23 protein-coding genes are annotated in these 25,357 nt (G+C 64.5%); 13 read left to right on the top strand and 10 right to left on the bottom strand.

The features are described 5' to 3' along the window. Positions 1-6: 6 nt before the first annotated feature. The 3 genes from LB547_RS11455 to LB547_RS11445 form a co-directional block, all read right to left on the bottom strand. Positions 7-2,217: an ABC transporter permease gene (locus LB547_RS11455; protein WP_224656011.1), complete on the bottom strand. Its 2,211-nt coding sequence runs from the start codon at positions 2,215-2,217 to the stop codon at positions 7-9. Positions 2,218-2,295: 78 nt separating this feature from the next. Further along, positions 2,296-3,342, bottom strand: a complete 1,047-nt coding sequence (locus LB547_RS11450; RefSeq protein WP_140581246.1) for an ABC transporter substrate-binding protein — start codon at positions 3,340-3,342, stop codon at positions 2,296-2,298. A 34-nt stretch (positions 3,343-3,376) separates the two neighbouring features. Continuing rightward, entirely contained in the window at positions 3,377-4,177 is an 801-nt protein-coding gene (locus LB547_RS11445) for an inositol monophosphatase family protein (protein ID WP_181172228.1), read from the bottom strand. 236 nt (positions 4,178-4,413) lie between these two features. Here LB547_RS11445 and LB547_RS11440 point away from each other — a divergent pair, with 236 nt between their 5' ends. Next, positions 4,414-5,439: a substrate-binding domain-containing protein gene (locus LB547_RS11440; protein ID WP_140581243.1), complete on the top strand. Its 1,026-nt coding sequence runs from the start codon at positions 4,414-4,416 to the stop codon at positions 5,437-5,439. A gap of 42 nt (positions 5,440-5,481) precedes the next feature. On the opposite strand, the gene LB547_RS11435 is transcribed toward LB547_RS11440, so the two are convergent. After that, complete coding sequence (locus tag LB547_RS11435; protein WP_140763382.1) at positions 5,482-6,813, bottom strand: aspartate aminotransferase family protein; 1,332 nt, start codon at positions 6,811-6,813, stop codon at positions 5,482-5,484. Then, positions 6,810-7,694: a MurR/RpiR family transcriptional regulator gene (locus LB547_RS11430; protein ID WP_140515002.1), complete on the bottom strand. Its 885-nt coding sequence runs from the start codon at positions 7,692-7,694 to the stop codon at positions 6,810-6,812. Before LB547_RS11430 ends, LB547_RS11435 begins: the two co-directional genes overlap by 4 nt. Before the next feature lie 107 nt (positions 7,695-7,801). On the opposite strand from LB547_RS11430, the gene LB547_RS11425 reads away from it, so the two are divergent. The 5 genes from LB547_RS11425 to LB547_RS11405 all read left to right on the top strand — a co-directional run bounded on the left by LB547_RS11425 (position 7,802) and on the right by LB547_RS11405 (position 12,502). Continuing rightward, complete coding sequence (locus LB547_RS11425; protein ID WP_140763379.1) at positions 7,802-9,031, top strand: ABC transporter substrate-binding protein; 1,230 nt, start codon at positions 7,802-7,804, stop codon at positions 9,029-9,031. A gap of 77 nt (positions 9,032-9,108) precedes the next feature. After that, positions 9,109-10,008, top strand: coding sequence for a branched-chain amino acid ABC transporter permease (locus LB547_RS11420; protein WP_140524813.1), 900 nt, complete (start codon positions 9,109-9,111; stop codon positions 10,006-10,008). A 10-nt stretch (positions 10,009-10,018) separates the two neighbouring features. After that, the gene (locus tag LB547_RS11415; protein WP_140566420.1) at positions 10,019-10,999 is read left to right on the top strand and encodes a branched-chain amino acid ABC transporter permease; all 981 of its coding nucleotides are present in this window, start codon (positions 10,019-10,021) and stop codon (positions 10,997-10,999) included. Continuing rightward, positions 10,989-11,744, top strand: coding sequence for an ABC transporter ATP-binding protein (locus tag LB547_RS11410; protein ID WP_140498393.1), 756 nt, complete (start codon positions 10,989-10,991; stop codon positions 11,742-11,744). Before LB547_RS11415 ends, LB547_RS11410 begins: the two co-directional genes overlap by 11 nt. Further along, on the top strand, positions 11,744-12,502 hold the full coding sequence (locus LB547_RS11405; protein WP_140498392.1) for an ABC transporter ATP-binding protein: 759 nt from the start codon (positions 11,744-11,746) through the stop codon (positions 12,500-12,502). The genes LB547_RS11410 and LB547_RS11405 overlap by 1 nt, the downstream gene beginning before the upstream one ends. A 9-nt stretch (positions 12,503-12,511) precedes the next feature. Here LB547_RS11405 and LB547_RS11400 read toward each other — a convergent pair whose 3' ends face one another. After that, positions 12,512-13,927 carry an amidase gene (locus LB547_RS11400; RefSeq protein WP_140581235.1) on the bottom strand — a complete coding sequence of 472 codons (1,416 nt, stop codon included), beginning with the start codon at positions 13,925-13,927 and terminating at the stop codon, positions 12,512-12,514. 74 nt (positions 13,928-14,001) lie between these two features. Here LB547_RS11400 and LB547_RS11395 point away from each other — a divergent pair, with 74 nt between their 5' ends. From LB547_RS11395 to LB547_RS11380, 4 genes are all read left to right on the top strand, one after another. Further along, positions 14,002-14,841, top strand: a complete 840-nt coding sequence (locus LB547_RS11395; protein ID WP_140515010.1) for a 3-keto-5-aminohexanoate cleavage protein — start codon at positions 14,002-14,004, stop codon at positions 14,839-14,841. Positions 14,842-15,054: 213 nt separating this feature from the next. Beyond that, on the top strand, positions 15,055-15,675 hold the full coding sequence (locus tag LB547_RS11390; protein WP_140498389.1) for a (2Fe-2S)-binding protein: 621 nt from the start codon (positions 15,055-15,057) through the stop codon (positions 15,673-15,675). Position 15,676: 1 nt separating this feature from the next. Next, on the top strand, positions 15,677-16,696 hold the full coding sequence (locus LB547_RS11385) for an FAD binding domain-containing protein (RefSeq protein WP_140685111.1): 1,020 nt from the start codon (positions 15,677-15,679) through the stop codon (positions 16,694-16,696). Positions 16,697-16,698: 2 nt separating this feature from the next. Then, positions 16,699-18,978 (top strand): xanthine dehydrogenase family protein molybdopterin-binding subunit, encoded by a 2,280-nt coding sequence (locus LB547_RS11380; RefSeq protein WP_140763376.1) that lies wholly within the window; start codon positions 16,699-16,701, stop codon positions 18,976-18,978. Between the two features lie 214 nt (positions 18,979-19,192). On the opposite strand, the gene LB547_RS11375 is transcribed toward LB547_RS11380, so the two are convergent. Both LB547_RS11375 and LB547_RS11370 read right to left on the bottom strand, forming a co-directional pair. After that, entirely contained in the window at positions 19,193-19,474 is a 282-nt protein-coding gene (locus LB547_RS11375) for a hypothetical protein (RefSeq protein ID WP_224655867.1), read from the bottom strand. A 93-nt stretch (positions 19,475-19,567) separates the two neighbouring features. After that, positions 19,568-19,783 carry a hypothetical protein gene (locus tag LB547_RS11370; RefSeq protein WP_140498386.1) on the bottom strand — a complete coding sequence of 72 codons (216 nt, stop codon included), beginning with the start codon at positions 19,781-19,783 and terminating at the stop codon, positions 19,568-19,570. Between the two features lie 63 nt (positions 19,784-19,846). Here LB547_RS11370 and LB547_RS11365 point away from each other — a divergent pair, with 63 nt between their 5' ends. The 3 genes from LB547_RS11365 (at position 19,847) to LB547_RS11355 (ending at position 22,542) form a co-directional block, all read left to right on the top strand. After that, entirely contained in the window at positions 19,847-20,866 is a 1,020-nt protein-coding gene (locus tag LB547_RS11365) for an isopenicillin N synthase family dioxygenase (RefSeq protein WP_140763373.1), read from the top strand. A 325-nt stretch (positions 20,867-21,191) separates the two neighbouring features. After that, positions 21,192-21,881: an SDR family NAD(P)-dependent oxidoreductase gene (locus tag LB547_RS11360; RefSeq protein WP_140515016.1), complete on the top strand. Its 690-nt coding sequence runs from the start codon at positions 21,192-21,194 to the stop codon at positions 21,879-21,881. A gap of 409 nt (positions 21,882-22,290) precedes the next feature. After that, the gene (locus LB547_RS11355) at positions 22,291-22,542 is read left to right on the top strand and encodes a DUF768 domain-containing protein (protein ID WP_140498383.1); all 252 of its coding nucleotides are present in this window, start codon (positions 22,291-22,293) and stop codon (positions 22,540-22,542) included. 52 nt (positions 22,543-22,594) lie between these two features. Here LB547_RS11355 and LB547_RS11350 read toward each other — a convergent pair whose 3' ends face one another. Both LB547_RS11350 and xseA read right to left on the bottom strand, forming a co-directional pair. Then, complete coding sequence (locus LB547_RS11350; protein ID WP_140763370.1) at positions 22,595-23,713, bottom strand: P1 family peptidase; 1,119 nt, start codon at positions 23,711-23,713, stop codon at positions 22,595-22,597. 8 nt (positions 23,714-23,721) lie between these two features. Further along, positions 23,722-25,353, bottom strand: a complete 1,632-nt coding sequence (gene xseA, locus LB547_RS11345) for an exodeoxyribonuclease VII large subunit (protein ID WP_140498381.1) — start codon at positions 25,351-25,353, stop codon at positions 23,722-23,724. Between the last annotated feature and the right edge of the window lie 4 nt (positions 25,354-25,357).

Below are 25,357 nucleotides of genomic sequence, written 5' to 3'. Positions count from 1 at the left end.
TCCCGATCAGATTGGTGCCACCACGGCTTGCGCCTCGGCCCGGCGCCGGCCAAGCCGGCGTTCCCCGACCAGCAGCTGGATGGCGACCAGAATGATCATCATGACGACGATCAGCACCGCCGAATAGACGATGGCGATGCCGTATTCGCCGACATCGGCTCGCCCGACGATATAGACGGTGGCGAGATTGAAGCGGCCGGTCGCCAGGAAGATGACGGCGCTGACGGCGGTCACCGCACGCACGAAACTGTAGATCATCGCGGTCACGATCGCCGGCTTCAGGATCGGCAGGATCACCCGCCGCAAGGTGGCGAAGGAACGCGCGCCCAGTGTCAGCGATGCCTCGTCCAGGCTCTTGTCTATCTGCCCCAGATTGGCGAGGCCGGCGCGGATCGCCACCGGCATGTTGCGGAAGATGAACGAGATGACGATGATCAGTCCGGTGCCGGTCAGTTGCACCGGCGGCACGTTGAAGGCGAGGATATAGCTGACGCCGACGACCGTGCCGGGAATGGCAAAGCTCATCATGGCGAGGAATTCGAACATCGTGCGCCCGGCGAAATGCTGCCGGTCGAGCAGATAGGCGGTCAGGATGCCGAGCGCGGCGGTGAACGGCATCGCCACCAGCGCAAGGCCGATGGTCATCAGCAGCGACGGCCAGGCCGACCCGCTCAGGAACCAGCCATTGACGCCTTTCTCGACGGAGAAAGCGGTGAGGAAATATTCGAGCGTCGGCGTGTTGTCGCGGCCGATCGATTGCACGAAGCCGCCGCCCAGGATGATGCCATAGACCACGACGGTCAGAAGCAACCAGGGAACGACGGCGGCGTAGCAGCCGATGCGCAAGCCCTTGGGCAGCGTGGCCGGCACACCGCCATCGCCCTTGCCGGCGACGGTGACGTAGCTGCGGCTGCCGATCCAGCGGCGCTGGATGACGAAGGCGGCGAGCGTGAATCCCAGAAGCACGATCGCCAGCACCGCCGCACGGCCTTGATCATGCGCAGCGCCCACCACCGCAAAGAAGATGTCCGTCGACAGCACGTTGAAGTTGCCGCCCAGCACCAGCGGGTTGGCAAAGTCGGCCATGCTCTCGATGAACGAGATCAGGAAGGCGCTGGCCAGCCCCGGGCGGATCAGCGGCCAGGTGATTGTGCTGAAAGTGCGCCAACGGCTGGCGCGCAAGGTCTGCGAGGCCTCCTCCATGCTCGGGCTGACGCCCTGCAGCACGCCGGCCAGGACCAGGAAGGCGATCGGCGTGAAAGCCAGCACTTGCGCGATGGTGATGCCGGCCATGCCGTAGATCCAGCGGCTGCGCGGAATACCGAGATGTTCTGACAAAAGATTGGTGACGATGCCGGCCCGGCCGAACAACAGGATCAGCGCCAGGCCGATGACGAAAGGCGGCGTGATGATCGGCAGGATGGAGAGGCCGCGCAGCAGCCATTTGGCAGGCAGCCTGGTGCGCAACGCAATCAGCGCCAGCGCCAGGCCTAGCGCCGTGCAGAAGAATCCCACCATCACCGCGATCGCCACCGTATTCCACGCCACCCCGCAGGAACCGTCGCCGTAGAGGCAGCGCAGGCTCCAGATGTTGGCACTGAACAGCTTTTCGGCAAACAGAGCCGGCACGACATTGCCGTCATTGTCCTCGATGGCGGAAGCGAGGATCGACAACAGCGGATAAGCCACGAACAGGATCAGCGAAGCGATCACGATCAGCAGCGAGCCGACGACAAAACGGTCGCCCTTGCACCAGCCACGCGCGGCCAGCGCCTCGGCGATGAACATCAGCATCGCCACCGCGTACAGCACGGCACCCCAGCCGAGACCCGGCTGCACCGGCCCCGGCGTACTGGCGAGATGCCCAAGCCAGGCAAATCCCCAACCCGAATGGATGATGGAAAAACCCTCGACCGCCAGCCAGGCGAGACCGGCAGCGCCCGCCGCCGCCAGGCCGGGGAGGTTCCGGCGCGCGACGAGCCAGCTTGCCAGGAGAAGTGGCAGGACCAAGGGAAGCAGCCAGAGCCGGCCGTTCAGCGACAGCAGGATCGCTGGTGCCGCCTCCGCCGGACGCGCCAGCCAGTCAAAGGAAAGCAAGCCGCCTTCGACTTGGTACCATGGCAGCACAATGAAGCTCGCCCATGCCAGCGCCAGCCATCCGGCGGCACTGCGCCCCGGGAGGTCATTGGCCATGGGATAGGGCGAAGCCCGTGCCATTCGACATCTTCCTTTGGTATGGTCGGGGTTGCGGCGGCTGCCCCGCAGGCAGCCGGCGGATCGGCCGTACGGACCAGATCAGCCGCCGTTGCGGACCTCATCGGTGAATTTCTTCAACAGCCGCTTGCGCTCCGCTGACGATCCATATTTGGCGAAGTCATAGTCGATCAGCTTGATCTTGCTGAGGTCCGGCGCCTCGGGCGGCACCGGGGTGCCGGTGTTCGACGGGATCTGGTAGCTGCCGTTCGGAGCCGCAAGTTTCTGCGCGTCTGGCGTCAGCGCCCAGTCGTAGAATTTCCGCGCCTCGTCGATATGCTTGGCCCCGGCAACAATGCTCATCGACCCGATCTCGAAGCCGGTGCCTTCACAGGGCGAGACCACCTTGACGGCCGGATTCTGCTTGGCGGCGTTGATGACGTCGTGCTGGAAGGAAATGCCGACCAGCGTCTCGCCCTTGCCCACGGCGAGCGCAGGTGCGGCGCCCGCCTTGGTGTATTCGGCGATGTTCTTGTTGAGCTGCTTGAGATAGTCGAAAGCCTTGTCCTCGCCCATCAGCTGCACGATTGTCGCCAGCATCGTCCAGGCAGTACCCGAGGAATTGGGGTCGGCCATCTCGATCTCGCCCTGGAAATCGGGCTTGACCAGATCCGCCCAGCAGGCCGGCGCCGTCAGGCCGCGCTGTTTCAGGTCTTCCTCGTTGTAGCCGTAGCCAAGCGCGCCGAGATAGATGCCGACGGTGCGGTTCTTGGCGCGTTCAGCCTGCCTCAAAGCCCAGTCGCGCAGGTTCGTCAGCTGCGGCGACTTGTATTCCTGGGTGAGACCTTCTTCCGCCGCCTGAAGATGCGGGTCGCCGGTGCCGCCCCACCAGATATCGGCTTGCGGATTGTCCTTCTCGGCCCGCAGGCGCGCATAGATCTCGCCGGCGCTCATGCGGGTCATGTCGACGCTGACGCCGGTTTCCTTCTGGTAGGTCGTGGCCATGGCCCGGCACCAGGCTTCGTCGACGCCGCAATACATCACGAGGTTGCGATCCGCCGCATGGGTGCCGCCGGCCAGACCGAAAATGGCCAGCACCGCAAGGCCAAGCCACGTCCTGCCTTGTCTGCGATCAAATGGACCTTTCATCGATATTCCTCCCTTTCATGCTCTCTGGAATTGGTTATTCGTCGTCGAGCGGCACTCCGATCACCTGGGACAATCTCGCCGCCACACCCGGCGCCGCAGCAAGCACCGGATTGCCCTTCGCCATGCCGTCGCCGTCGAGAAAGCGGTTGACGCGCCCGCCGGCTTCCTCGACCAGCAGCAATCCGGCCAGGCAGTCCCATGCATTGATATGAAGCTCGGCATAGGCATCCGAGCGGCCGTCGGCCACATAGGCAAGGCCCAGCGCCCCCGAACCGGAGCGGCGCACATTGGCGCCCAGCGACCAGACCAGGGCCACCTTGTCCAGATAGTCGCGGTTGGGAATCCGCGGCGACCAGCCGAACTCCACGGAGGCGCGGTCGAAGGCCTGGGTGCGCGAAACATGGATCGCCGCGCCGTTGCGCGTCGCACCGTGCCCGCGGCGGGCAAAATAGACCTCCCCGATCGCCGGATTGGCGATCCCGCCGATCTCGCTGCGGCCGTTCTGAACGAAGACGATCGAAACGCAGAAATGCGGAATGCCGCGCATGAAATTCGCCGTACCGTCGATCGGGTCGACGACCCACATGCGATCAGAGCCGCCGCTGCCGCCGGTTTCCTCGCCCAAAAACCCGTCCTCGGGAAAGGCCGCGGCCAACGTCGTACGGATGTGATGCTCGACCTTGCCGTCGGTCTCGGTCAGGAAATCCTGCGGCCCCTTCATCTCCACAGGCTGCGCTGCGTCGATTTGGCTGTAGCCCTGCATCGCCATGTTTCCCGACGACAAGAGCAGTTGCCGGCAAACATCGGCGCGCCTGTCGAGTTCGGCTTCGGACATCCGGCTGGCTTTCGGCTGCACCGCCATGCTGTTCACGCTGTCCGTCCAGGCAATGGCAGCTCCGATGCGGTCTGCGAAGAAATGGGCAAGGTAGCCTCCGGCGCCGGCTTCATGCACGGCTGTGCAAAGCTGTTTCATTTACGCATGTGTGTCAAGGGCGGCGGTGACACCTGTGACCGGCTTGCGCTATGCTGCACGTGCGTGCAAGGAATCGGTAAACGGCAGTGGGAGTGTGCATGACGACGCCAAGAGGCCGTAATGGCTTTTCCAGTGCCCAGCAAGTCGCGGACCTTGCCGGCGTTTCGCGCTCGGCCGTGTCACGCACGTTCACGCCCGGCGCCAGCGTTTCGGAAGAAACCCGGGAGCGGGTGCTGCTGGCGGCCGAGCAGCTCGGCTATCACGTCAACCACCTGGCGCGCGGCCTGATGCGGGCATCGACGGGCATCGTCTGCCTTGTCGTCGCCGATGGCGACACGCCCTACCAAGCCCGTATCCTGCGGGCGCTGACACAGCATCTGAGGGATGCCGGCAAAGTGGCCATGGTTTTCAACACGTCGGGCCCCAGCCACCATGTCGACCAGGCGCTGCGCAACACGCTGAACTACCGTGCCGATGCGACGATCGTGCTGTCCGGCACGCCGCCGCAGGAGCTGATCCGAACCTGCCTCGAGAACGGGCAGCGCCTGATCCTGATCAATCGCGACGACCAGTTCGACGGGCCGCATAACATCGGCGTGGACAACGCCGCCGCCGCCGAGGCGGCACTTCACGCCTTTCTTCGTGCCGGTTGCACCAGGCCTGCCCTGGTGACGTCGGCAGCCGGCACGCCCAGTCTGGTGGCGCGCGAGACGGCGTTTCTTGCCGCGGCGCGGAAGGAACGGCTGGAGGTGATCCAGTGGCGCGAGGGCCGCACGGGTTATGCGACTGGGGCAGAAGGCGCAAGGCGCCTGCTGTCGGGCCGGCAGCGACCGGATGCGGCGTTCTGCGTGACCGACCTGATCGCCTGCGGTTTTCTGGACGCGGCGCGCCACGAGTTCGGCGTCGACGTCCCGCGCGATCTCTGCGTCGCCGGCTTCGACGACATCGAGCAGGCTGACTGGGCTTCCTACCGGCTGACGACCTTTGCGCCGCCGATTGAGGAGATTGCCACGCACGCCGTGCGACTGGCCGCCGGTTCGCGCGAGGAAGCAGGCGCCGGCAGTCGCCTGACCTGCCACGCGCCGATGGTCTGGCGCGGCACTGTGAGGCCAGGTCGGGGCTGATGCCGATCGGACTATAGTCCCGGTCGGTGAGCGTCTCGTGTGCTAGATCGCAATGCTGCCGATCGCGGCATCGACGGCGTCGCCCAAACGGTCGACGATAATATCGACCGTGCCGTCGTCGACGATGAATGGCGGTGCAAGCAGGACGTGATCGCCAGCCCGCCCATCGACGGTGCCGCCCATCGGATAAACCATCAACCCCCGCTGCATCGCTTCCGATTTTATCCGGGCATGGACCTTCAGGCGCGGATCGAACGGGGCCTTGGCCGAGCGATCCGCGACAAGTTCGATGCCCTGGAAAAGGCCGCGCCCGCGAATGTCCCCGACATGGTGATGGTTGCCGAAGCGCTCACGCAGCCGTCGTTCGAGCGTGGCGCCTCGCGCCGCGACATTGGCAATCAGACCATCACGCTCGATGACCCGCTGCACGGCGAGGCCGGCCGCACAGGCGAGCGGATGGCCGATATAGGTGTGACCGTGCTGGAAGTCGCTGCCTTGCGAAAAGGCATCGAATATCCGCTCGGACGCCAGCACCGCGCCGAGCGGGGCGTAGCCGCCGCCGAGTCCTTTGGCGACCACCATGATGTCGGGAGCGACGCCCTCCTGCTCGCAGGCATGCAGTGTTCCGGTGCGACCCATGCCGCACATGACTTCGTCGAGGATGAGCAGCACGCCGTGGCTATCGCAAATCTCGCGGATGCGCCTGAAATAACCGGGTGCGGGTGGCACGGCGCCGAGAGTCGCTCCAACCACGGTCTCTGCGACAAAAGCAATGACCGTTTCCGGCCCGAGTTCCTGCAGCTTCGTCTCAAGCGCATCGGCGGCGCGCAGCCCGTAGGCCTCGCTGCCTTCATCCGGCCGCTGATGCCGATAGGCATAGCATGGTTCGATATGATGGTTTTCGATCAGCATGGGCTCGAACGGCGCCTTGCGCCAGGCGTTGCCTCCCACCGAAAGCGCGCCCAGCGTATTGCCATGATAGCTCTGCTGACGGGCCACGAAGCGGCGGCGCTGCGGCTCGCCGCGCTCGACGAAATATTGCCGCGCCATCTTCAGGGCGGTCTCGATGCCTTCCGATCCGCCGGAGACGAAATAGACGTGATGAAGATCGCCCGGCGCGTGAGCGGCAAGTTCGTCCGCCAGTTCCTCCGCCGGCCGGGTGGTGAAGAAGCTGCTATGCGCATAGGCGAGCCGGTCGAGTTCGGCATGCATCGCGGCAAGAACAGCCGGATGCTGATGGCCAAGGCATGAGACGGCCGCGCCGCCGGAGGCGTCGATATAGCGGCGTCCCTTGCTGTCGATGACGGTGACGCCATCGCCGCCGACGGCAACGGGATAGTCGTGGTGGATCTGGCGATGGAGGATATGCGTCATGACCGTTGCCTGGTTTCGTAGATATGGGTGGAAAGGGTGTCGAACTGACGTTCGACGTCGCGCATGGCGGCCAGCGCGCGATCGCCGGCGGCGGCCGCCAGGATCGCGGCCAGCGTTTCGGCGATGGCAAAGGCCGGCGCCATGGTGTGGAAAAAGGACGGGCTCTCGGTTGGCACGATGATGACGGCGCCCGCCCGGTTGACGAGCGGCGAGACCACGCTGTCGGTAATCGCCACGATTTCGAGCGCGCGGCTGCGTGCATAATCGACGAGTTCGACGGCGGCGCGCGTATAGGGCTTGACGCTGATCGCCAAAAGCACGTCGCCCGCTCCCGCTTCCCACAAAGGATCAGGTCCGGTTCCGCCGACGCCGTCAAGCAGACGCACCGCGCCGCCGGCGAGGCCATAGACGTAGGCGAAATGGCAGGCGACGGGGTAGCTCGACCGATAGCCCAGCGCATAGATGCGCTTGGCGCCTGCCAGCACCGAGGCTGCCCGGGTCACCGCCTCCAGCGTCGCCGGATCGCAAAGCTTCGCCATATGGCGCTCGAGCGTTTCGGCCAGCTCGAAGGCCAGCGCGCCGTCTCCTCCGCGCTTCCGCCGCGCCATCAATGCTTCGGCCTTGCCCAAGAACTCCTTCTCGCCGCGGCGAAGTTGCTCGGCGTAGAGGTCGCGCAGGCTATCGTAGCCGTCGAAGCCCATGCGCTGGGCAAGCCGCGTCATCGATGCCGGGGTCACCCCGGCGCGCTGCGCCTGGACGCGCATCGACAGGAGGGCAACGTCACGCGGATTGTCGAGCACCCATTGCGCCGCCGCGCGAAGCTGGCGCGGCATCGTCTCGAAACTCTCGAGCAGGCGCGAGCGGAAGGCGGGTTCCAACATGGCGCGAATTTACGCCGGCCGTTGACGAGCTGCAATGAATATTTCAATCTGCCAGAAATGAGCGTAGTGTTTCATTCAATCAGAAAACAAGAACAGGGGAAATTCGCATGAAACAGACCATATCCAGTCATTTGGGAGCGCTGGCGGCACTCGCGCTGGCTTCCTTGCCGTTCGCAGCCGCACCGGCTCTGGCCGAGGATCCAATCGCGCTAGGCTGGGTGGGGCCGCTGTCGCCGCCCGGCAACTATTCCGGCGGCCAGGAGATGCAATGGGCGGTGCAGCTCGGAGTTGACGAGGTCAACAAGGTCGGCGGCGTGCTCGGCCGTCAGCTGAAGGTGAGCTACGAGGACACCAAAGGGCAGCCGGCCGACGGCAGCGCGGCGGCGGTTCGGCTCATCACCAAGAACAACGTCGCCGCAATCTTCGGCGAATTCCATTCCTCGGTCGCCCTCGCCGAAATCGAGGAGGCGCACAAATACGGCGTCGCCTGGGTCGGTACAGACGTATGGGCGGATGCCATCACGGCCAAGCAGTATCCGGAAGTCTATCGTCTCGCTCCGGCCAACTCGCTCGTTTACGTCAAGGCGGCCGACTGGACGGTCGAGCAAGGTTTCAAGAACATCGCCATCATCGCCGAAAACACGGACTTCGGCCAGGGCGGGGCCAAGGTCATCGCCGATGAGCTGAAGGCCAAGAACGTCCCCTATACGCTGGCAACGATCGACCTGAACCAGCAGGATTTCACGCCCGCGCTGCTGCGCCTGATGAACCAGAGCCCGAAGCCTGATGCGATCCAGATGGTGATCGCCGGACAGGCGCAGTATCAGCTGGTCAAGCAGGCCTGCCAGCTCGGCCTCGCACCGACTGCCGAAACGGCCCTCATCGGCTCCTCGGGTCTGCTGCAGAAGGAAGTGTGGGAAGTCGACGGCGAATGCGCCAACAATCTTCTCATCGTCAACGTCGCGCAGCCCAAGTCGCAATGGAACGACAAGGCCAAAGCATTCGTGAAGGCGTTCACCGAACGCTACAACAGGGCACCGACCGGCGTGGCCATGGAGGCCTATGACACGTTCGGTGTCGTCGTCGAAGCGATCAAGAAGGCAGGCTCGGCTGACCGCGCGGCGATCGTGAAGGCACTGGAAGAGATCAAATATGAAGGGGTGAACGCCACCTACACCTTCCCGACCACCAAATCTCCCGACTGGGCTTTCCATCAGTTCGTCGACGTGCCGTTCACGATCATCCAATACACGGCCGTGAACCAGGCGCCGGAGGATGCTGCGATCGTCTATCCGAAGAAGTGGGCCACCACCGACAAGGTCATGCCCGGCAAATGAACGGCACGCCGGCGGCTCCATAGCCGCCGGCGGCCGCTTCACTGGACAGGCGGCCGACAACGAGGTGATGTGAACCCATGAGCTATTTCCTCCTCCTGGCCGTCAACGGCCTGGTCATCGGCCTCATTTTCGCGCTGACGGCGGCGGGGCTCACTTTGGTCTTCTCGGTGTTGAAGGTCGTCAATTTCGGCCATGGATCGCTCTATATGCTGGGCGGCTATGCGTCCTACTACATCATCGCCTGGTTCCATGCGCCGCCGCTTGTCGGTGTCGCCGGCGCGATGGTGGCCCTGTTCATCTTCGGCGTGCTCTTCGAGAGGCTCGTCATAGCGCCGATGTATACCGACAAGGTCGAGCGCAAGGACGAATACGCCATTATCGTCACCTTCGGCCTCACCATTCTGATCACCAATCTCGGCCTTGTCGTCTTCGGTCCCTTCGCCAAGGCGCCGCCGTCCTTCATGACGGGAGCGCTGATCCTCGGTCCGTTGATCCTGCCTTACGACCGGCTGATCGCTGCGGTCGCTGCCGTCGTCCTGCTTGTCGGTCTGACGCTTTTCCTGAAGCGCACCTCGCTTGGCCAGGCACTCGATGCGGTGAGCCAGAGCCGCGAGTCCGCCGCGGTCATCGGTATCGATCCACGCCGCATGTACACCATCGCTTTCGGCATCGGCTCGGCGCTTGCCGGCGGGGCAGGGGCGTTGATCGCGCCGATCTTCGCCCTGTCGCCGTCGATGGGTGAGTTGCCGGCCGTGCAGGCCTTCATCATCATCGTGCTCGGCGGCATGGGTTCCGTCGGCGGAAGCATTACCGGCGGCATCCTGCTCGGCCTGGTGCAAGGGCTGGGTGTCGGCTATCTGCCGGACCCCAATCGCGCGCTTGCCTATACGCAGGCGTTCGGAGCGCTGCTGCTCGTCATTGCGTTGCTCTTCCGGCCGACCGGCCTGTTCGGCCGCTCGCATCTGCGGCTGGAATAGGGGCACGGCAATGATCCGTCCAACATTCTCGCAATCGGCTCAGGCGATTCTGCTCGTGGTGGCGTTGCTGGTGCCGCTCGGCGTCGGACCATACTGGACCCACGTCGGCGCCATCGCCTGGTACTATGCGCTGCTTGCCGCTAGCTGGGCGCTGCTTGCCGGTTTCGCCGGTCAGTTCTCCTTCGCCCATGTGGCTTTTGCCGCGCTGGGCGGATATGCCTCGGCCTTGTTCGTTGGCCAGATCGGCATGCCGCTGCCGCTTGCCATTCTTGCCGCCATCGCTCTTGCCGTCGTGGCCGGCGCCCTGATCGGCGCGCTCGTCCTGAGGCTTTCCGGGCCTTATCTGGCCCTCTTCACGCTTGCCATTTCGGAAATCTTCCGCCTCGTGCTGGTCGCGGAGGAGGACATCACACGCGGCATGCTGGGCTTGCCGGTGCCCGGCCTCTTTTCCGGTCGATCGGACCTGCCTTATTACTATTTCGGCCTTGCGCTCGTCGTCCTGGCGGTATTGGGAATGAATGCCTTGTTGGCGACCCGCGTCGGTCTTTTTCTACGTGCCATCCGGGAAGACGAGGGCGCCGCGCGCGCCAGCGGGGTGGATACCACGCGCTACAAGATTCTCGTCTTCGTGGTAACCAGCGTGATCGCGGCGATAGCCGGCATTTATTACGGCCATTTCATCGGCATCCTGACGCCCAACATGGCTATCCTGCCGGAGATGGGTCTGGTTATCGCGATGGCGGTGATCGGCGGCATCGAAAGCCTGCCCGGCGCCGTGGTCGGTGCAGTCGTCGTCTTCCTGCTTTCCGAGACGCTGCGGTCCTACGGCGAATGGCGTTTCGTGCTGATGGGTCTGGCGCTTATCCTGGTGCAACGCTTCGCGCAGAACGGCCTGTATCCGATGGTCGAAAACTGGGCGCGCTTCCGCGCGCGGCCACGGGAACAAGCGCCTGTTCCAACTGCTACCACCGAGGAACCCCATGCCGGTTGAGAAGGACACCGCTTTTTTCTCGGTCAGTGGTCTTGCCAAGCATTTCGGCGGCATCCATGCCGTCGAAGGCTTATCCTTTGCCCTGGCCCGCGGCGAAATTGTCGGGTTGATCGGTCCCAACGGCTCGGGAAAGACGACCACCATCAACATGGTGACGGGCGCGCTCAAACCCGACGGCGGTGCCATCCTCGTCGAGGGCATCGACATGGCGCGCTCGCCGGCTAATCTTTTCGCGCGCCGCGGTGTTGCCCGTACTTTTCAGGTTCCCCGCCTGTTCCGCCGCATGACCGTGCTGGAAAACCTGATCGTGCCGGCACTTTCCGACCCGGCTGAGCGGCGCGCCGCGGCAGAGGAGCGCGCCCGTGGGGTCCTTGCTTTCCTGAGGCTCGACCATCTCGCCGACAGTTATGCAAGAGCGCTTTCCGGCGGCCAGCAGAAGCTGCTGGAACTCGGCCGGGCGCTGATGCTCAAACCGAGATTGCTGCTTCTGGACGAGCCCTTCGCCGGCGTCCACCCGCGCCTGCTGGAGGAGATCATCGAGCACATAAGGAGCCTCAATCGCGACGGTCACACCATCGTCGTTGTCGATCACAACCTCGAGGCTATCCAGTCGGTCGTAACGCGCGTCATGGTGATGGCGCGAGGGCGCAAGATCGCCGACGGCGCGGTCGCCGAGGTGCTGCGCAATCCCGAGGTCGTGCACGCCTATACGGGATCCCGCGCAACGCATCGGGAAGCACGATAATGGAAACCGCTTCCCTGCCATCGACCCCGCCGCTGATCGCCTGCGAGAACCTTGTCGCCGGCTATACGCGCGACATCGACATATTGCGCGACGTTTCGGTCAGGGCCTGGCCTGGCAGCATTTCCTGTGTGGTCGGGCCGAACGGCACCGGCAAGTCGACGCTTCTCAAGGCGTTGTTCGGCTTTCTGAAACCGAGTGCCGGCCGGGTGCTTCTGCGAGACGTGGACATCACCGGAAACCCGCCCTTCCGGATGCTGGGCCTTGGCCTGGCCTACCTGCCGCAGCGGCCGAGCCTCTTTCCTCATCTCTCGGTCGAATCGAACCTGAAACTCGGTCTCTGGCATGCCAGGCCGAAGAAGACGGTGCTGACCGAGAAACTGGAACATGTCTATGAGCGGTTTCCCGTCGTTCGCGAGAAACGCGCGCAGCCTGCCGGCCAGCTCTCGGGAGGCCAGCAGCGGCAGGTCGAGATCGCACGCAGCCTGATGGCCGATCCGTCGGTCTACCTGATCGACGAACCGACCGCCGGCGTCGATCCGCAGACCAGCGAGACGATCTACGACATCGTCCGCGATCTTGCCCGCGAACTCGGCAAGGCCGTGCTGCTGGTCGACCAGGATATTCGCGCCGCGCTTGCCATCACCGACTACGTCTATGTGGTCAAGAACGGCACGGTTTTTTCCGAAGGCGCGCGCGCGGATTTCGGTGCCGACACCGACGCTCTTGTCGCACGTTGGCTGTATGCGAGCGGTGAATGAACGGGCAGCTTACGGCGTGGCGTAGCCCGGCGGCTGTTCGAACAGGCCGTCGCGCCGAATCTCTAGCGCCCGCCCGATCCTCAGCGCCAGCGGATCCTGGAAGCGGCGAACCGCGATCTGCAATCCTGCGGGCAGACCATTGACGAGACCGATGGGGACGCTGAGCGCTGCCATGTCGAGGAGGTTCACCATGCGGGTAAACGTCCCAAGCGGCGTCGTTGTCTCATCGATGTCGGCCAATGGCGGCGCGGTAATCGGCGCCGTTGGCGTCAGGAACGCATCGGCGCCTTCGAGATCGCGATGAAACTCGATCTGCGCGGCTCGGCGCCTTGCAATCAACTCGTGATAAGCGGCGAGGCCGATTTCCCTGCCCTTGAGAACCCGCATGCGGATCGCCGTGCCGACGCCGCTGTCCGCGGGTTCCACGTAACGGCCGAGATGATGCCAGGCTTCGACGGCCATGATGTCGCCGGCCAGGGCCTTGTAGGTGTCGTAAGATTGCGGCATCGGCATCCGATCGACATTGGCACCGAGCGCCTCCAGTTCAGCGACGGTGGAGTCGAAGCGGTCCAGGATGCCGGGGTCTACGCCGGCAAGGTCCACGGCCGAGGGGATGCGCAGGCGAAGGCCCGATATGCTCCGCTCGAGCCCGTCGAGCGGCGAGGTCGGCGCCACGCCAAAGGTGGCCGGATCGCCGGGATCGGGACCCTCGAGCGCGGCCAGCAGAAGGGCTGCATCCTCCACCGACCGGGTCATGGGACCGATGCTGTCGAAGGACATGGCAAGCGGCAGCAAGCCGCCGCGCCCGATAAGGCCGAAGGACGTCTTCAGGCCCACGATTCCGCACATGGCGGACGGATTGCGGATGGAGCCCGTAGTGTCGGTGCCGAGCGCGACCGGCACCAGTCCGGCGGCGACGGCCACGCCCGAACCGCTCGACGATCCGCCCGGCGCGCGCGGGATGGCGCTGTCACGCGGGTTCAGGGGCGTGCCGGCGACCGGGTTGGTCCCCCAACTGCCAAAAGCAAATTCCACGGTGTGCACCTTGCCCAGCAGGATCATCCCGGCCGCGACAAGGCGTTCGATTGCCGTTGCCGTGGCGGTTGCGAGTTCGCCCGCAAGCGCTTTCGAGCCTGCCAGGGTCGGATAGCCTTCGACGTCAAGCAGGTCCTTGGCCGCGAAAGGGATACCGTCCAGCGGCCCTTTCGAGACGCCGCGACTGCGACGCTCGTCGGCTTCGCCGGCGGCCTGGAGCGCAGCCCCAGGAAACAGCCGGACGAACGCATGCAGCGAATTGTCATGAACGTCGACACGATCCAGCGCGCGCCGGACGATCTCGGTCGAGGATGTGTTGCCATCGGCGAGCGCGCGGCTGAGTTCGGCGGCGGTGGCGAAGGCGGAAATCCCTTGGGCGGTGGCGTTCATGCTGTCCTACCTGTGCGAGTCGGTGAAATGAAGCATGGAAAACCACGTTGCGGGAGAGCCAATTGGGCCCGGAGATGAAATTGAAGCCGTTGCTGATCATGGTTGCGCCGAACGGGGCGCGCAGAACGAAGGCCGATCATCCGGCTCTGCCGATGACCGCCGACGAACTTGCCGAAACGGCGAGGCAGTGTCTCGCTGCCGGCGCCGCCGCCATCCATGTGCATGTCCGCGATGCTTCAGGCCGGCACACGCTTGACGCCGCGCTTTACCGGGATGCCATCGCGGCGATCCGGGAGCGGACGCAGGGCGTCATGGCGATCCAGATCACGACTGAAGCGATCGGGCTCTATTCGCCACGCGAACAGATGGACCTTGTTCGGGCGCTTCATCCGGTTTCCGTCTCGATCGGCTTGCGTGAGATAATCAGCGATGGCGAGGCGGAGCCGGCCCGCTTCTTCGCGTGGGCCGGTCGGGAAGGCATCGCGGTCCAGCACATTCTCTATGATCGGGCCGATCTCGACCGTTTCATCGATCTGCGGCGGCGAGGCATTCTGGCGGAGCCCACAAGCCCCCGGCTGCTGTTCGTCCTTGGACGCTATGCCGCCGATCAGGAAAGCCGGCCCGAAGACCTCGATGTCTTCCTTGAAGGGCTCGATGCGCATGGTCTTGAAGGCGCCGTATGGTCGGTCTGCGCCTTCGGACGGGGCGAGACCTTGGCGCTGACGGCGGCGATCGCGGCGGGAGGGCACGTGCGGGTCGGCTTCGAGAACTCTCTCTGGCACGCCGATGGCAGCCTCGCCCGCGACAATGCCGAACGGGTCGCGGCAATCGTCGAAGCCGCTGGCCGCACGGGGCGCCCGATTGCCTCTGCCGCGCAGGCGCTTGATATTCTCGGAATTGCCCGCCAGCAGTGAGGGCCCGCGCGCCTTGTTAGGGGATCGGCCGCGCGCCTGCAAATTCGCCAGGGGAGGACGGGCACGGTCTCGAACGGACCCGTCATATCCTTGCATCCAAATCGGGCGGCTTGCCTTGCGAGCCGTCTTCCTTGTGCGTTTTATCGCGGATGGCCCGGAACAATGGCCCCGATGAGGGGTTTGGTCGCGACATAGCGAGCGACGGAGCCAGCGATGTCCGAGCATGTTCCCCCAAACTCCTCCAGTCTCAGCAGACGAAGCTTTATGACCGCGACCGTCTCCGCGGCTGCGGTGACTCCGCTTCTGGCCTCGACAGCCAGGTCCGAGGAGCCTCCGGCTGCTGCCGCCAAGCCAAACGAGCCTGTCATGACAACACTGACCATCAACAAGCAGCCATACAATCTGGCGCTCGACAGCCGAACCAGCCTGCTCGACGCCTTGCGCGACCATGTCGGCCTGACGGGCACGAAGAAAGGTTGCGATCATGGCCAATGCGGTGCCTGTACGGTGCTGGTCGATGGCCATCGCGTGCTCTCCTGCCTCAGCTTCGCGGTGATGAACGAGGGCAAGGCGGTAACCACCGTCGAAGGGTTGGCGTCGACGGATGGCGGCCTGCATCCGATGCAGCAGGCCTTCATCGATCACGATGCGTTCCAGTGCGGCTATTGCACGCCCGGCCAGATCATGTCCGCGATCGGCTGCGTCCACGAAGGACATGCCGGTTCAGAGGACGACATTCGCGAATATATGAGCGGCAACCTTTGCCGATGCGCGGCATACCCGAACATCGTCGCGGCAATCGTCCAGGCCCGCGACCAGATCAGGAGGGCCTGAGATGCATCCTTTCGTCTATGAGAGGCCCGCCAGCCTCTCCGCGGCGGTCGCCGTCGCCTCGCGCTCGGCCACCAGGCATCCGCCGACGCAAGCCCCCGCGCAGTTCATTGCCGGTGGCACCAATCTCGCCGACTATATGAAACTCGGCGTCGCCCGGCCGGAACGCTTGCTCGATCTGAACGGTCTCTCCGAACCGGCATTGCGGCGGATCGAGACCGATGGTGAGGGTCTGCGCCTTGGCGCTCTTGTGCGGATGGGCGACGCGGCCGAGAATGCCGAGATCAAGCGTCGGTATCCGGTGATCGCGGAGAGCCTGCAACTGGCGGCAAGCGGCCAGCTGCGCAACATGGCAAGTCTTGCCGGCAACATCCTGCAGCGCACCCGCTGCGAATATTTCCGCGAAACCTCATGGCCATGCAACAAGCGCGAGCCAGGCTCGGGCTGCGCCGCGATGGACGGGTTCAACCGCCAGCATGCCGTGCTGGGGACCAGTGAGAACTGCATCGCGACCTATCACGGTGACTTTGCCCAGGCCCTGATCGCGCTTGACGCCACGGTTCATGTCCAAGGCCACAACGGGCGGCGAAAGATTCTGTTTGCCAGCCTGCATCGCCTGCCCGAGGACAGCCCTCACATCGAGACCGACCTGGCACCCGACGAGATCGTCACCGCCATAGAGGTGCCCGCCGGCGCATGGACCAGGCGTTCGCGCTATCTCAAGATCCGCGATCGGCAATCCTATGCGTTTGCCCTTGCATCGGCCGCGGTCGCCCTCGACCTCGACGGCGAGACCGTGAACGAGGCGCGCATCGCGCTTGGCGGCGTGGCGACCGTACCCTGGCGGGCAAGAGCGGCGGAGGAGATCCTGCGCGGCAAGGTGCTCGACGAGGCAGCGGCGGCCGAGGCCGCCGAAGCCGCGTTCGCCGAGGCCCAGCCGCGTCGGCACAACGCATTCAAGATAGAACTCGGCAAGCGAACCTTGATCAGGGGGCTGCTCGAGACCCGTGACATGAAGGTGTGATCATGAACGTCGCCGCTCCACAGCCGAAGGAAAACATGGGACAGCCGCTGCCGCGTATCGATGCGCGGCTGAAAGTGACCGGCCAGGCCGAATACGCGGCGGATCTCCCGGCCGCCAACATTGCGCACGCCGTGCTCGCGACGAGCAGCATCGCCAAGGGCAAGGTCGCCAGGCTTTACCTGGATGACGCGCGCTCGGTGCCCGGCGTGCTCGACATCGTCACCTATGGCGACCTCGACAAGGTCGAGACGCCGAAATTCGGAAATACCGGCGCGAGTTCTATCGGGCCGCTGCATGACAAGGCGATCTTCCATGACGGTCAGATCATTGCGCTGGTGGTCGCCGAGACCTTCGAAGCGGCCGAGGAGGCGGCGCAAAGGATCCGCGCGGACTATGCCGAGGAAAAACCGACCGCCAGTTTCGACATGCCGGGGACAAAGACCATCGACGCCGCCGGCAAAAGCCCGTTATTCAAGGAGGACGTCAAGGCCGGCGATTTCGATGCCGCCTATGAATCGGCCCCGATGAAGATCGATGCGCGGTATTCGACGCCGACCCAGCATCACAACCCGATAGAGCTGTTCTCGACCACCGCTGTTTGGCAAGGCGACCAACTCACCGTTTACGAGCCCTCTCAGAACGTGACTGGCTGGAAAGTCGAGTTGGCGCGGCAATTGAGGCTCGACCCAGCGAATGTGCGCATCGTCTGCCCTAACGTAGGCGGCGCATTCGGCTCGAAGGGGCCGATGACGGCGCGAACGGCCATCGTGACTGTGGCCGCCAGGCGGCTTGGCCGGCCGGTGCGCTGTGTGGTCAGCCGCATGCAGGCGTTCGGCACCCAGACCTATCGGGCCGAAACCCGGCACCGCATCCGCATCGGCGCCGGCAAGGACGGCCGCATCACTGCTTTCGGCCATGAAGGCTGGGAGGTGACCTCGAGACCCGATTCCTATGTCGTCGGCGGGACTTCGGCCACCGGTCGCATGTATGCTTATGGCTCGGTGCTGACGCATGTCTCGCTGGTGCAGGCGGATCGCAACACGCCCGGTTATATGCGCTCGCCGCCCGAGACGCCCTACGTCTATGCCCTCGAGAGCGCCATGGACGAAATGGCCGTCGCACTCGGCATGGACCCGATCGAATTTCGCCGGATCAACGAGCCCCAGAAGGAGCCGATCGGCGGCAAGCCGTTCTCCAGCCGGTCGCTGATGAAATGCTACGATCAGGCCGCTGATGCCTTCGGCTGGACGAGACGGGATGCGAAAGTCGGCTCGATGCGCGACGGCGACTGGCTCGTCGGCATGGGCTGTGCGACGGCAGTCTACCCGACCGCTGCCGCGCCATGCGCGGCCCGCGTGCGCCTGACCGCCGAAGGAGACGTGCGCGTGCAGTGCGGCTCGCATGAAATCGGCACAGGTGTGCGAACCGTTGCCGGCCAGATGGCGGCGGAACGTCTCGGTGTCGACATCGGCAAGGTCGCCGTCGAGATGGGCGACAGTGCCTTGCCGCCGGCGCCGGTATCGGGAGGTTCGATTTCCACTGCCAGCGTCTGTTCGGCCGTGCTCAAGGCGTGTGATGCTGTGCGCACGAAATTGTTCGCCGCAGCGGTCGCGGAGGGTGGCCCTCTTGCAGGCTCGCACAATGAGGAACTGGACCTCCACGAGGGACGGATCCTCACCAAGGGCGGGGCGTCGGCAAGCACCGCCGATATATTCAAGGCCATGCAGGTAGGCGCCATCGAGGAATATGCCGAATTCGCGCCGAAGGGCTCGACCCCCGAAGCGCTCAAAAAACTCTATGCCGGCCAGTCGGAATTCCATGGCGGCGAGTCCGACGCGGATTCGGTGAAATATGCGTTCGGGGCCGAATTCGTGGAGGTGCACATCAACAGCTACACGCGCGAAATCCGTGTGCCGCGCATTGTCGGTGCGTTCGCCGCCGGGCGCATCATGAACACGCGCACCGCGCGCAGCCAGCTGATGGGAGGCATGATCTGGGGCATTGGCCAGGCCCTGCATGAGGCGACCGAGATCGATACCCGCTATGCCCGCTATGTGAACCGCGACCTGCAGGATTATCTGGTCCCGGTGAATGCCGATGTCAGGGACCTTGACGTCATACTGGTTCCGGAGATTGACCATGAGGTCAATCCGGCTGGTGTGAAGGGCCTGGGCGAACTCGGCAATGTCGGCACCGCCGCTGCCGTCGCCAGCGCTGTCTACCACGCGACCGGCAAGCGGATCCGCGACTTGCCGATCAGAATTGACGATCTGATCGTTTGAGGACCGAGACAAAGAGGATTGCTCCGCCGCAACAAGCGTGGGTTTGTCCTCGCCCAGTTTCACTGCCTTGCGGATCGGGATGCTGATGCGTCAGGAACCGACTGTTTCATGCCAGGGTGATCCGGAACAGCCGGAACCCTTCCCGCCCCATCGAACGGAACTGACCGTAGGAGCGCTCAGCCTTGGCCGCGCAGGATGCTGACGACGAGCAGCGTCAGCGCCGTATTCCACAGCGCCTGCTCGGCCCGGTATTTGCACCGGCAGCCACCACGCCCTGCGCCTGGTCGATGGCGTGTCCCAGCAGGCGCGGAATGAAAAGCTGCAGCGTCGCGGCGATGAAGGTCGAGAGGATGGTGATGGCGACCTGCCAAGGGTGGCGCAGCGTCATGCGCATGATACGCAGCAAGGTGCCAGGGCCCTTGCCCCAGGAGGCTTGCGCCACATGGGCAAACGATTTGCCGCGCCCCGCCGCGCTGCCGATTGCTTGCGTGTTCAAGGACCTATCCAAACCGATCCGGACTTTAGCCCGGACGAATGAAACAGACTCAAATTCAAGTGCCACGATGTTACGCGCCTCCCGCGCGGCCGTTCAAGGGCCAATGACAGCTTCGCGCTGTGCCTGAAATGACACGCCGCTGTTTCGCGCAATGATCGCGCTCATCGTCAGGCTGCCCGCCCAAATAGAAAAATTGTTCGTCCCGGCGGCATCGAAAAGCCGATCGTTCCTTTCCCGGCGCACTGAACTCCGTGAGATTTGGGGCATCGATGGCGGCTTCGGCCGCTGGAAAAGGAGCAGCACATCCACGGGCCCGGTTTTCCGGGCGAAGTTTTCAAGCAGCACCCGGAAAGAACCCGGAAAGGAGCTGACATGCCCAGAATAGTGCCGGTGCTCGATCTGAGCCGTCTCGAACAAGGCGCGTCGGAGCGCCGGACGTTTCTGGCGGATCTGCGCTCCGCCTCGCGCGACATCGGTTTTTTCTATTTGGCTGGCCACGGCATCCCATGGGCCGACATCAGCGAGACGCTCGCCGCTTCGCGGGGTTTCTTTGCCTTGCCGGAAGCCGACAAGCTGTCGATAGAGATGATCAATTCCTCGCAGTTCCGCGGTTATACCCGCGCTGGCGGCGAGCTGACCAAGGGCAAGGCCGACTGGCGCGAGCAGCTCGACATCGGCGTCGAGCGCCCGCCCATCGCGCAGGGCCCGGGAATTCCTGCCTGGACGCGGCTGCAGGGGCCGAACCAGTGGCCGTCGGCGTTGCCGGAGCTGAAGCCGGCGCTGCTGGCCTGGCAGGCGAAGGCGACGGCCGTGGCCATTCGTCTGCTCAAGGCCTTCGCGCTGTCGCTCGACCAGGCCGAGGACGCTTTCGATCCGATCTATGGCGGCGAACCCAATCATCGCATGAAGATCGTGCGCTACCCCGGCCGGGAAGCGACCGGCGGCGACCAGGGCGTCGGCGCGCATAAGGATGGCGGCTTCCTGACGCTGCTGCTCCAGGACGACAACAAGGGCCTGCAGGTAGACTATGACGGAAGCTGGGTGGACGTGGATCCGATTCCCGGAACGCTCGTCGTCAACATCGGCGAGCTGCTGGAGCTCGCCTCGAACGGCTATTTGAGAGCCACCGTGCATCGCGTCGTGACGCCGCCCGCCGGCGTCGAACGCATCTCGGTGCCGTTCTTCTTCAGCGCCAAGCTCGATGCCACGATACCGCTGCTCGAGCTTCCCGAGGAACTGGCGGCGCAGGCGCGCGGGCCGGCCAGCGATCCCGACAATCCGCTGTTTCGCGATGTCGGAACCAATGTGCTGAAGAGCAGGCTGCGCTCCCATCCCGACGTTGCGCGGCGTCATTATGCCGATCTGTTTGAGCCCGAGACCCGGGCAGGCTGAGCCATTCGGCAGGTAGAAATTTTTGTAGGGCAGCAAAATTTTAGAATTCTATTCGTCGTCAGCGCGCGAAAATGGGCTCAAGATAAAATTATCGTTCGAGGTTTCCTCCCATTCCTCCGAACGGTGTTCCCCTCTGAAGGTTATGACCTTCTTTCTGGCCGGGCCGTCTTCGCGCTCGGCCATTTTTCTTTGCCGGGAACAGTTTTTGCGGCCTGGGAGCGCGCCACGACGACACGCCATTTTCTTGGAAATGCTTTCTCTTGCGTTCCACTTGGGAAGGCGCAACCCTGTCCAATCCAGTCACCACCGCGAAAGAGAGATGCTCATGACATCCAATGTCGCCGTCATTGCCGGAGCGGGATCCGGATTGAGCGCCTCGCTTGCGCGCCTTCTCGCAAGGGAAGGTTTTCGTGTCGTGCTGGCCGCCCGCAACGTCGAGAAGCTCGACCCGTTGCTGGCGCAGACCGGCGCCCAAGCCGTGGCAACCGATGTCTCCGATGCCGCGTCGGTGCAGCGCCTGTTCGAGGTCGCTGACAAGGCCGGCCCGCTGTCGCTCGTGGTCTTCAATGCCAGCGGACGCGCCCGTGGCCCGATAGCCGAACTCGATCCAGAGGCTGTCAGGCAGGCCTTGCTGGTGGGGGCCTATGGCGGCTTCCTGGTTGGCCAGCAAGCAGCCAACCGGCTGCTTTCGCAAGGCTCGGGCTCGATCTTCTTCACCGGCGCGACGGCAAGCGTCAAGGGATTCGCCGGCTCGGCCGGTTTCGCGATGCCCAAATTCGGCTTGCGTGGACTGGCGCAATCCATGGCTCGCGAACTGGCCCCCAAGAACATCCATGTCGCGCATTTCGTCATCGATGGCGCCATTGCCTCGACCGTGCCGGGAGGGGCTCCCGACCCGCAGGATCGACGGTTATCGCCGGACGCGATCGCCGAGGCCTATCTCGGCATCCATCGCCAGAACCGCAGCGCCTGGACCTGGGAACTCGAGCTCAGGCCCTGGGTCGAGACCTTCTGATCGGCACGGTGACCTATGCAGCTTTCGCGGGGCTTCCATGCAAGGCGGCGGAGAGAGTCGACATTGCATGGGGATGTCACTATATAGCGGCGGCTTCGATGGCTTGTGCCTGGAAACGGCAACGTCATCGGGCAGCTGTTGTGACAGCCATTGAGATGCAAACGGACCTGAAAACCGTAAGAAGCAAGTAGAAGCAGCCTCTCGAGGCGGGACAGGATTCCCGCCAAACGATACCCGCCCCCCAGAAACAGAAAATGTTCTTCAATCCTCTATTTCCTTTGGCTCTGTGGACCTTGGACGACATCGGCTTGCCGTCCGGTGGCGACTCGGCTGGAATGGGGACATGCATCCTTCACCGGATGCCGACGTTTATGATTACCAACCGGCTTCGCCGCCAGGGAAAAGCAATATGAGTGAGCACGCCATCGAATTCTTGCAAGGATGGATTGGCGAAAAAGTCCATTGCCAGTCCCACGCCAGGATCGAGAAGCAGGCCGAGACGCTGGCCAGGGAATGCGCTGCCAAGGCGGCCGAGGTCGGCATACCGCTGGAGGATATCCAGGAAGAAGTCGGCGATATCCAGGAACTCATCGCCTCCCGGCTCGAGGAAGCGGCCGAAGCCGACGAGCACCAGCAGGCCGCGAGCAAGGCCGCGGAATAATTCAGGAGCAATCCTGTATGAATACGCGGACCATTCGGTCCGCGTATTTGTCTCAGCCGAATTTCTCCTTCAGCCACGCCTTCGGCAGTGCGGGCACGAAATTGCCGTCGCGGCCGGTCATGTCGTCATTGGCGACCATCGCGTTGAGGACGGCTTCCTCGACGCCCTGGATCACGGCGTCGAAGAACGGATCGATGTCGGTGTCAGGAATGAACTCGGCGCGAGCGATCCGGCCCGGCGGCGCCAGCGCCGCGTCGGGATTGGCGGTAGAGAAGGCGAGGAAGATGTCGCCGGAACTGTGATAGCCGAAGCCGCCGGTCATGGCGACGCCGAGCGGCACGCGGCGGGCCAGCCGCTTCATCTGATGCGGCAGGAACGGTGCGTCGGTGGCAATAACGGCGATGATCGAGCCTTTTTCGGCACGTGGCGTGCCTTCGCGGATCGCCGGTTCGACGAGGTCCGGCCCGGCGCGCAGGCCTCGAAGCGTGAAATTGCGCCGCTTGCCGAAATTCGCCTGCACGAAGGCGCCGACGGTGTAGGCACGCCCTTGCCATTCGGTGATGCGCGACGCGGTGCCCGAACCGGCCTTGAAGCCGAAGGCGATCATGCCGGTGCCGCCGCCGACGCTGCCTTCCTCGATCGGTCCGCTGGCGGCACAGTCGAGCGCCTCGGCAACATGCCCTGATGTCACATGGTGACCGTTGATGTCGTTGAGGAAGCCGTCATAGGTTTCCGCTGCCACCGGCAGTCCCCAGCCGCTGTCGAGTGCGGCTGGCAGCACCTTGCTCATCCAGCGCAGCGTGCCGTCGCGCGAAACGCCGCAGGAATGCGTGTTGGTGACGGTGATGGCGAAGTTGAAGGCGCCGGTCTCCTCGACGATATGCGAGCCGGTCAGTTCGCCATTGCCGTTCTGGCTGAAGATGCCGGCGAAGACCGGTGTGGCAAGGTCGGCCCGCGGCCTGGGCAGGATCGCGGTCACGCCGGTGCGCACCGGTCCCTGGCCCACGACGAGCGGGCCGTCGCCTGAAATCAGCGTGGAATAGCCGACCGACACTCCAGCCACGTCGGTGATCGCGTTGAACGGGCCGGGCGTGCCGTCGAAGCCGATGCCGAAGCTTCGCGCGCGCGGCTTGCCGGAGGGCGTTTTGTGATGATGCGGATTGTCTGTCATGTCACGGTTCAGAATAGGGAGCCCTGGCTGCCGGGCTCCTTGGCCTTGATCGCGGTTTTGGCGGCCGGTCGTGGCCGCGCCGAGCCGCTGGTTGCGACAGCATCCGCCGTGCCGTCGGCGAACTCCAGGGACAGCGCCATCCCGGCCGACAATTCCGCCGCACGCTTGACGACGGCGCCGTCGGCATCCTTCACCAGGGCGAAGCCGCGTGCCAGCACGGCCTTGTGCGACAGCGTCGCCAGCAAGCGGTCGGCCTGGGCGACGCGACTGCGCAGCCGCTCCAGCCTCAGCGATGCCGCATGCGTGCTGCGCCGCGTCAGCGCGGTCAGGAAATCCCTTTGGGTCCGCTGCCGCCGCGCCGTGGGCTCGATGGTGATGCGGCCCTGCAGCGCCGCCAATTGCTGCCGGTGCCGCTGCAGCGACGCCCGGGCGCATTTCGGCAACTGATCGGCGGCGCGATTGAGCTCCGCGCGCCGGGCCCTCGTCAGCGTGCGCAACGCGCCCTGTGCCCGCAGGAGATTGCGCTCGTTGGTCCGCCGCGCCTCGGCAATTCGCTGCGACAGCATTGCCGGCGTCAGTTTCAGGGCGAGGAAGCGTCCGCGCTTTCGTTCGGTCGAAACCATGAGGCCGCGCCCGAGCCGGCTCGCCGCCTCGTCGAGGCGACGACGTGGCAGCGCCAGCAACTGATCGGGCGAGGGCAGCGCACGCGCCGCCGCGCGCACGGACTGGCGCTTGCGCTCGAAATTGCGCGAAACCGCAGCCTTGAGCCGTGCGCCGAGACTGGCGAGCGTCGCTTCGAGGTCGGCCTTCACCGGGACGGCGATTTCGGCCGCCCCTGTTGGCGTCGGCGCTCTCACATCCGCGACGAGGTCGATCAGCGTCCAGTCGGTTTCGTGGCCGACGGCCGAAATCACCGGAATGGCGGAGGCGGCGACGGCGCGGGCCAGCGCCTCGTCGTTGAAGCCCCACAAGTCCTCGAGGCTGCCGCCGCCGCGCGCCACGATCAGCAGGTCCGGGCGCTCGATGGTGCCATCCCTTGCCAGCGCGTTGAAACCGGCGACGGCGGCGGTCACCTCGGCGCCCGCGGTTTCGCCTTGCACCCGCACCGGCCAGACGAGCACATGCAGCGGAAAACGATCCTTGATCCGGTGGATGATGTCGCGGATGACGGCACCCGTCGGCGAGGTGACGACGCCGATGACGCGCGGCATGAAGGGCAGCAACCGCTTGCGGCCCCCCTCGAACAGTCCTTCGGCCTGCAGCCGGCGCTTGCGCTCCTCCAGCAGCGCCATCAAGGCTCCGGCGCCCGCCGGTTCCAGATTGTCGATGACGATCTGGTAGTTGGATTTGCCGGGATAGGTGGTGAGCCTGCCGGTGGCGATCACCTCCATTCCTTCTTCGGGGCGGAATTTCAGCCGGCCCATCGTGCCCTTCCACACCACGGCGTCGAGCCGCGCGCGGTCGTCCTTCAGCGTGAAATAGGCATGGCCGGAGGAGTGCGGCCCGCGATAACCCGAGATTTCACCGCGCACCCGCACATTGCCGAAGGCATCCTCGACCGTGCGCTTCAGGGCGCCTGATATTTCGCTCACCGTATATTCGGTGGCGTTGCTGCGTGATTCGGATGCTGCTTCGCTCATCGGC

This window comes from Mesorhizobium sp. B264B1B (assembly GCF_020165765.1).
GTDB lineage: Bacteria > Pseudomonadota > Alphaproteobacteria > Rhizobiales > Rhizobiaceae > Mesorhizobium.
This window is presented reverse-complemented; position numbering and strand designations above follow the sequence as displayed.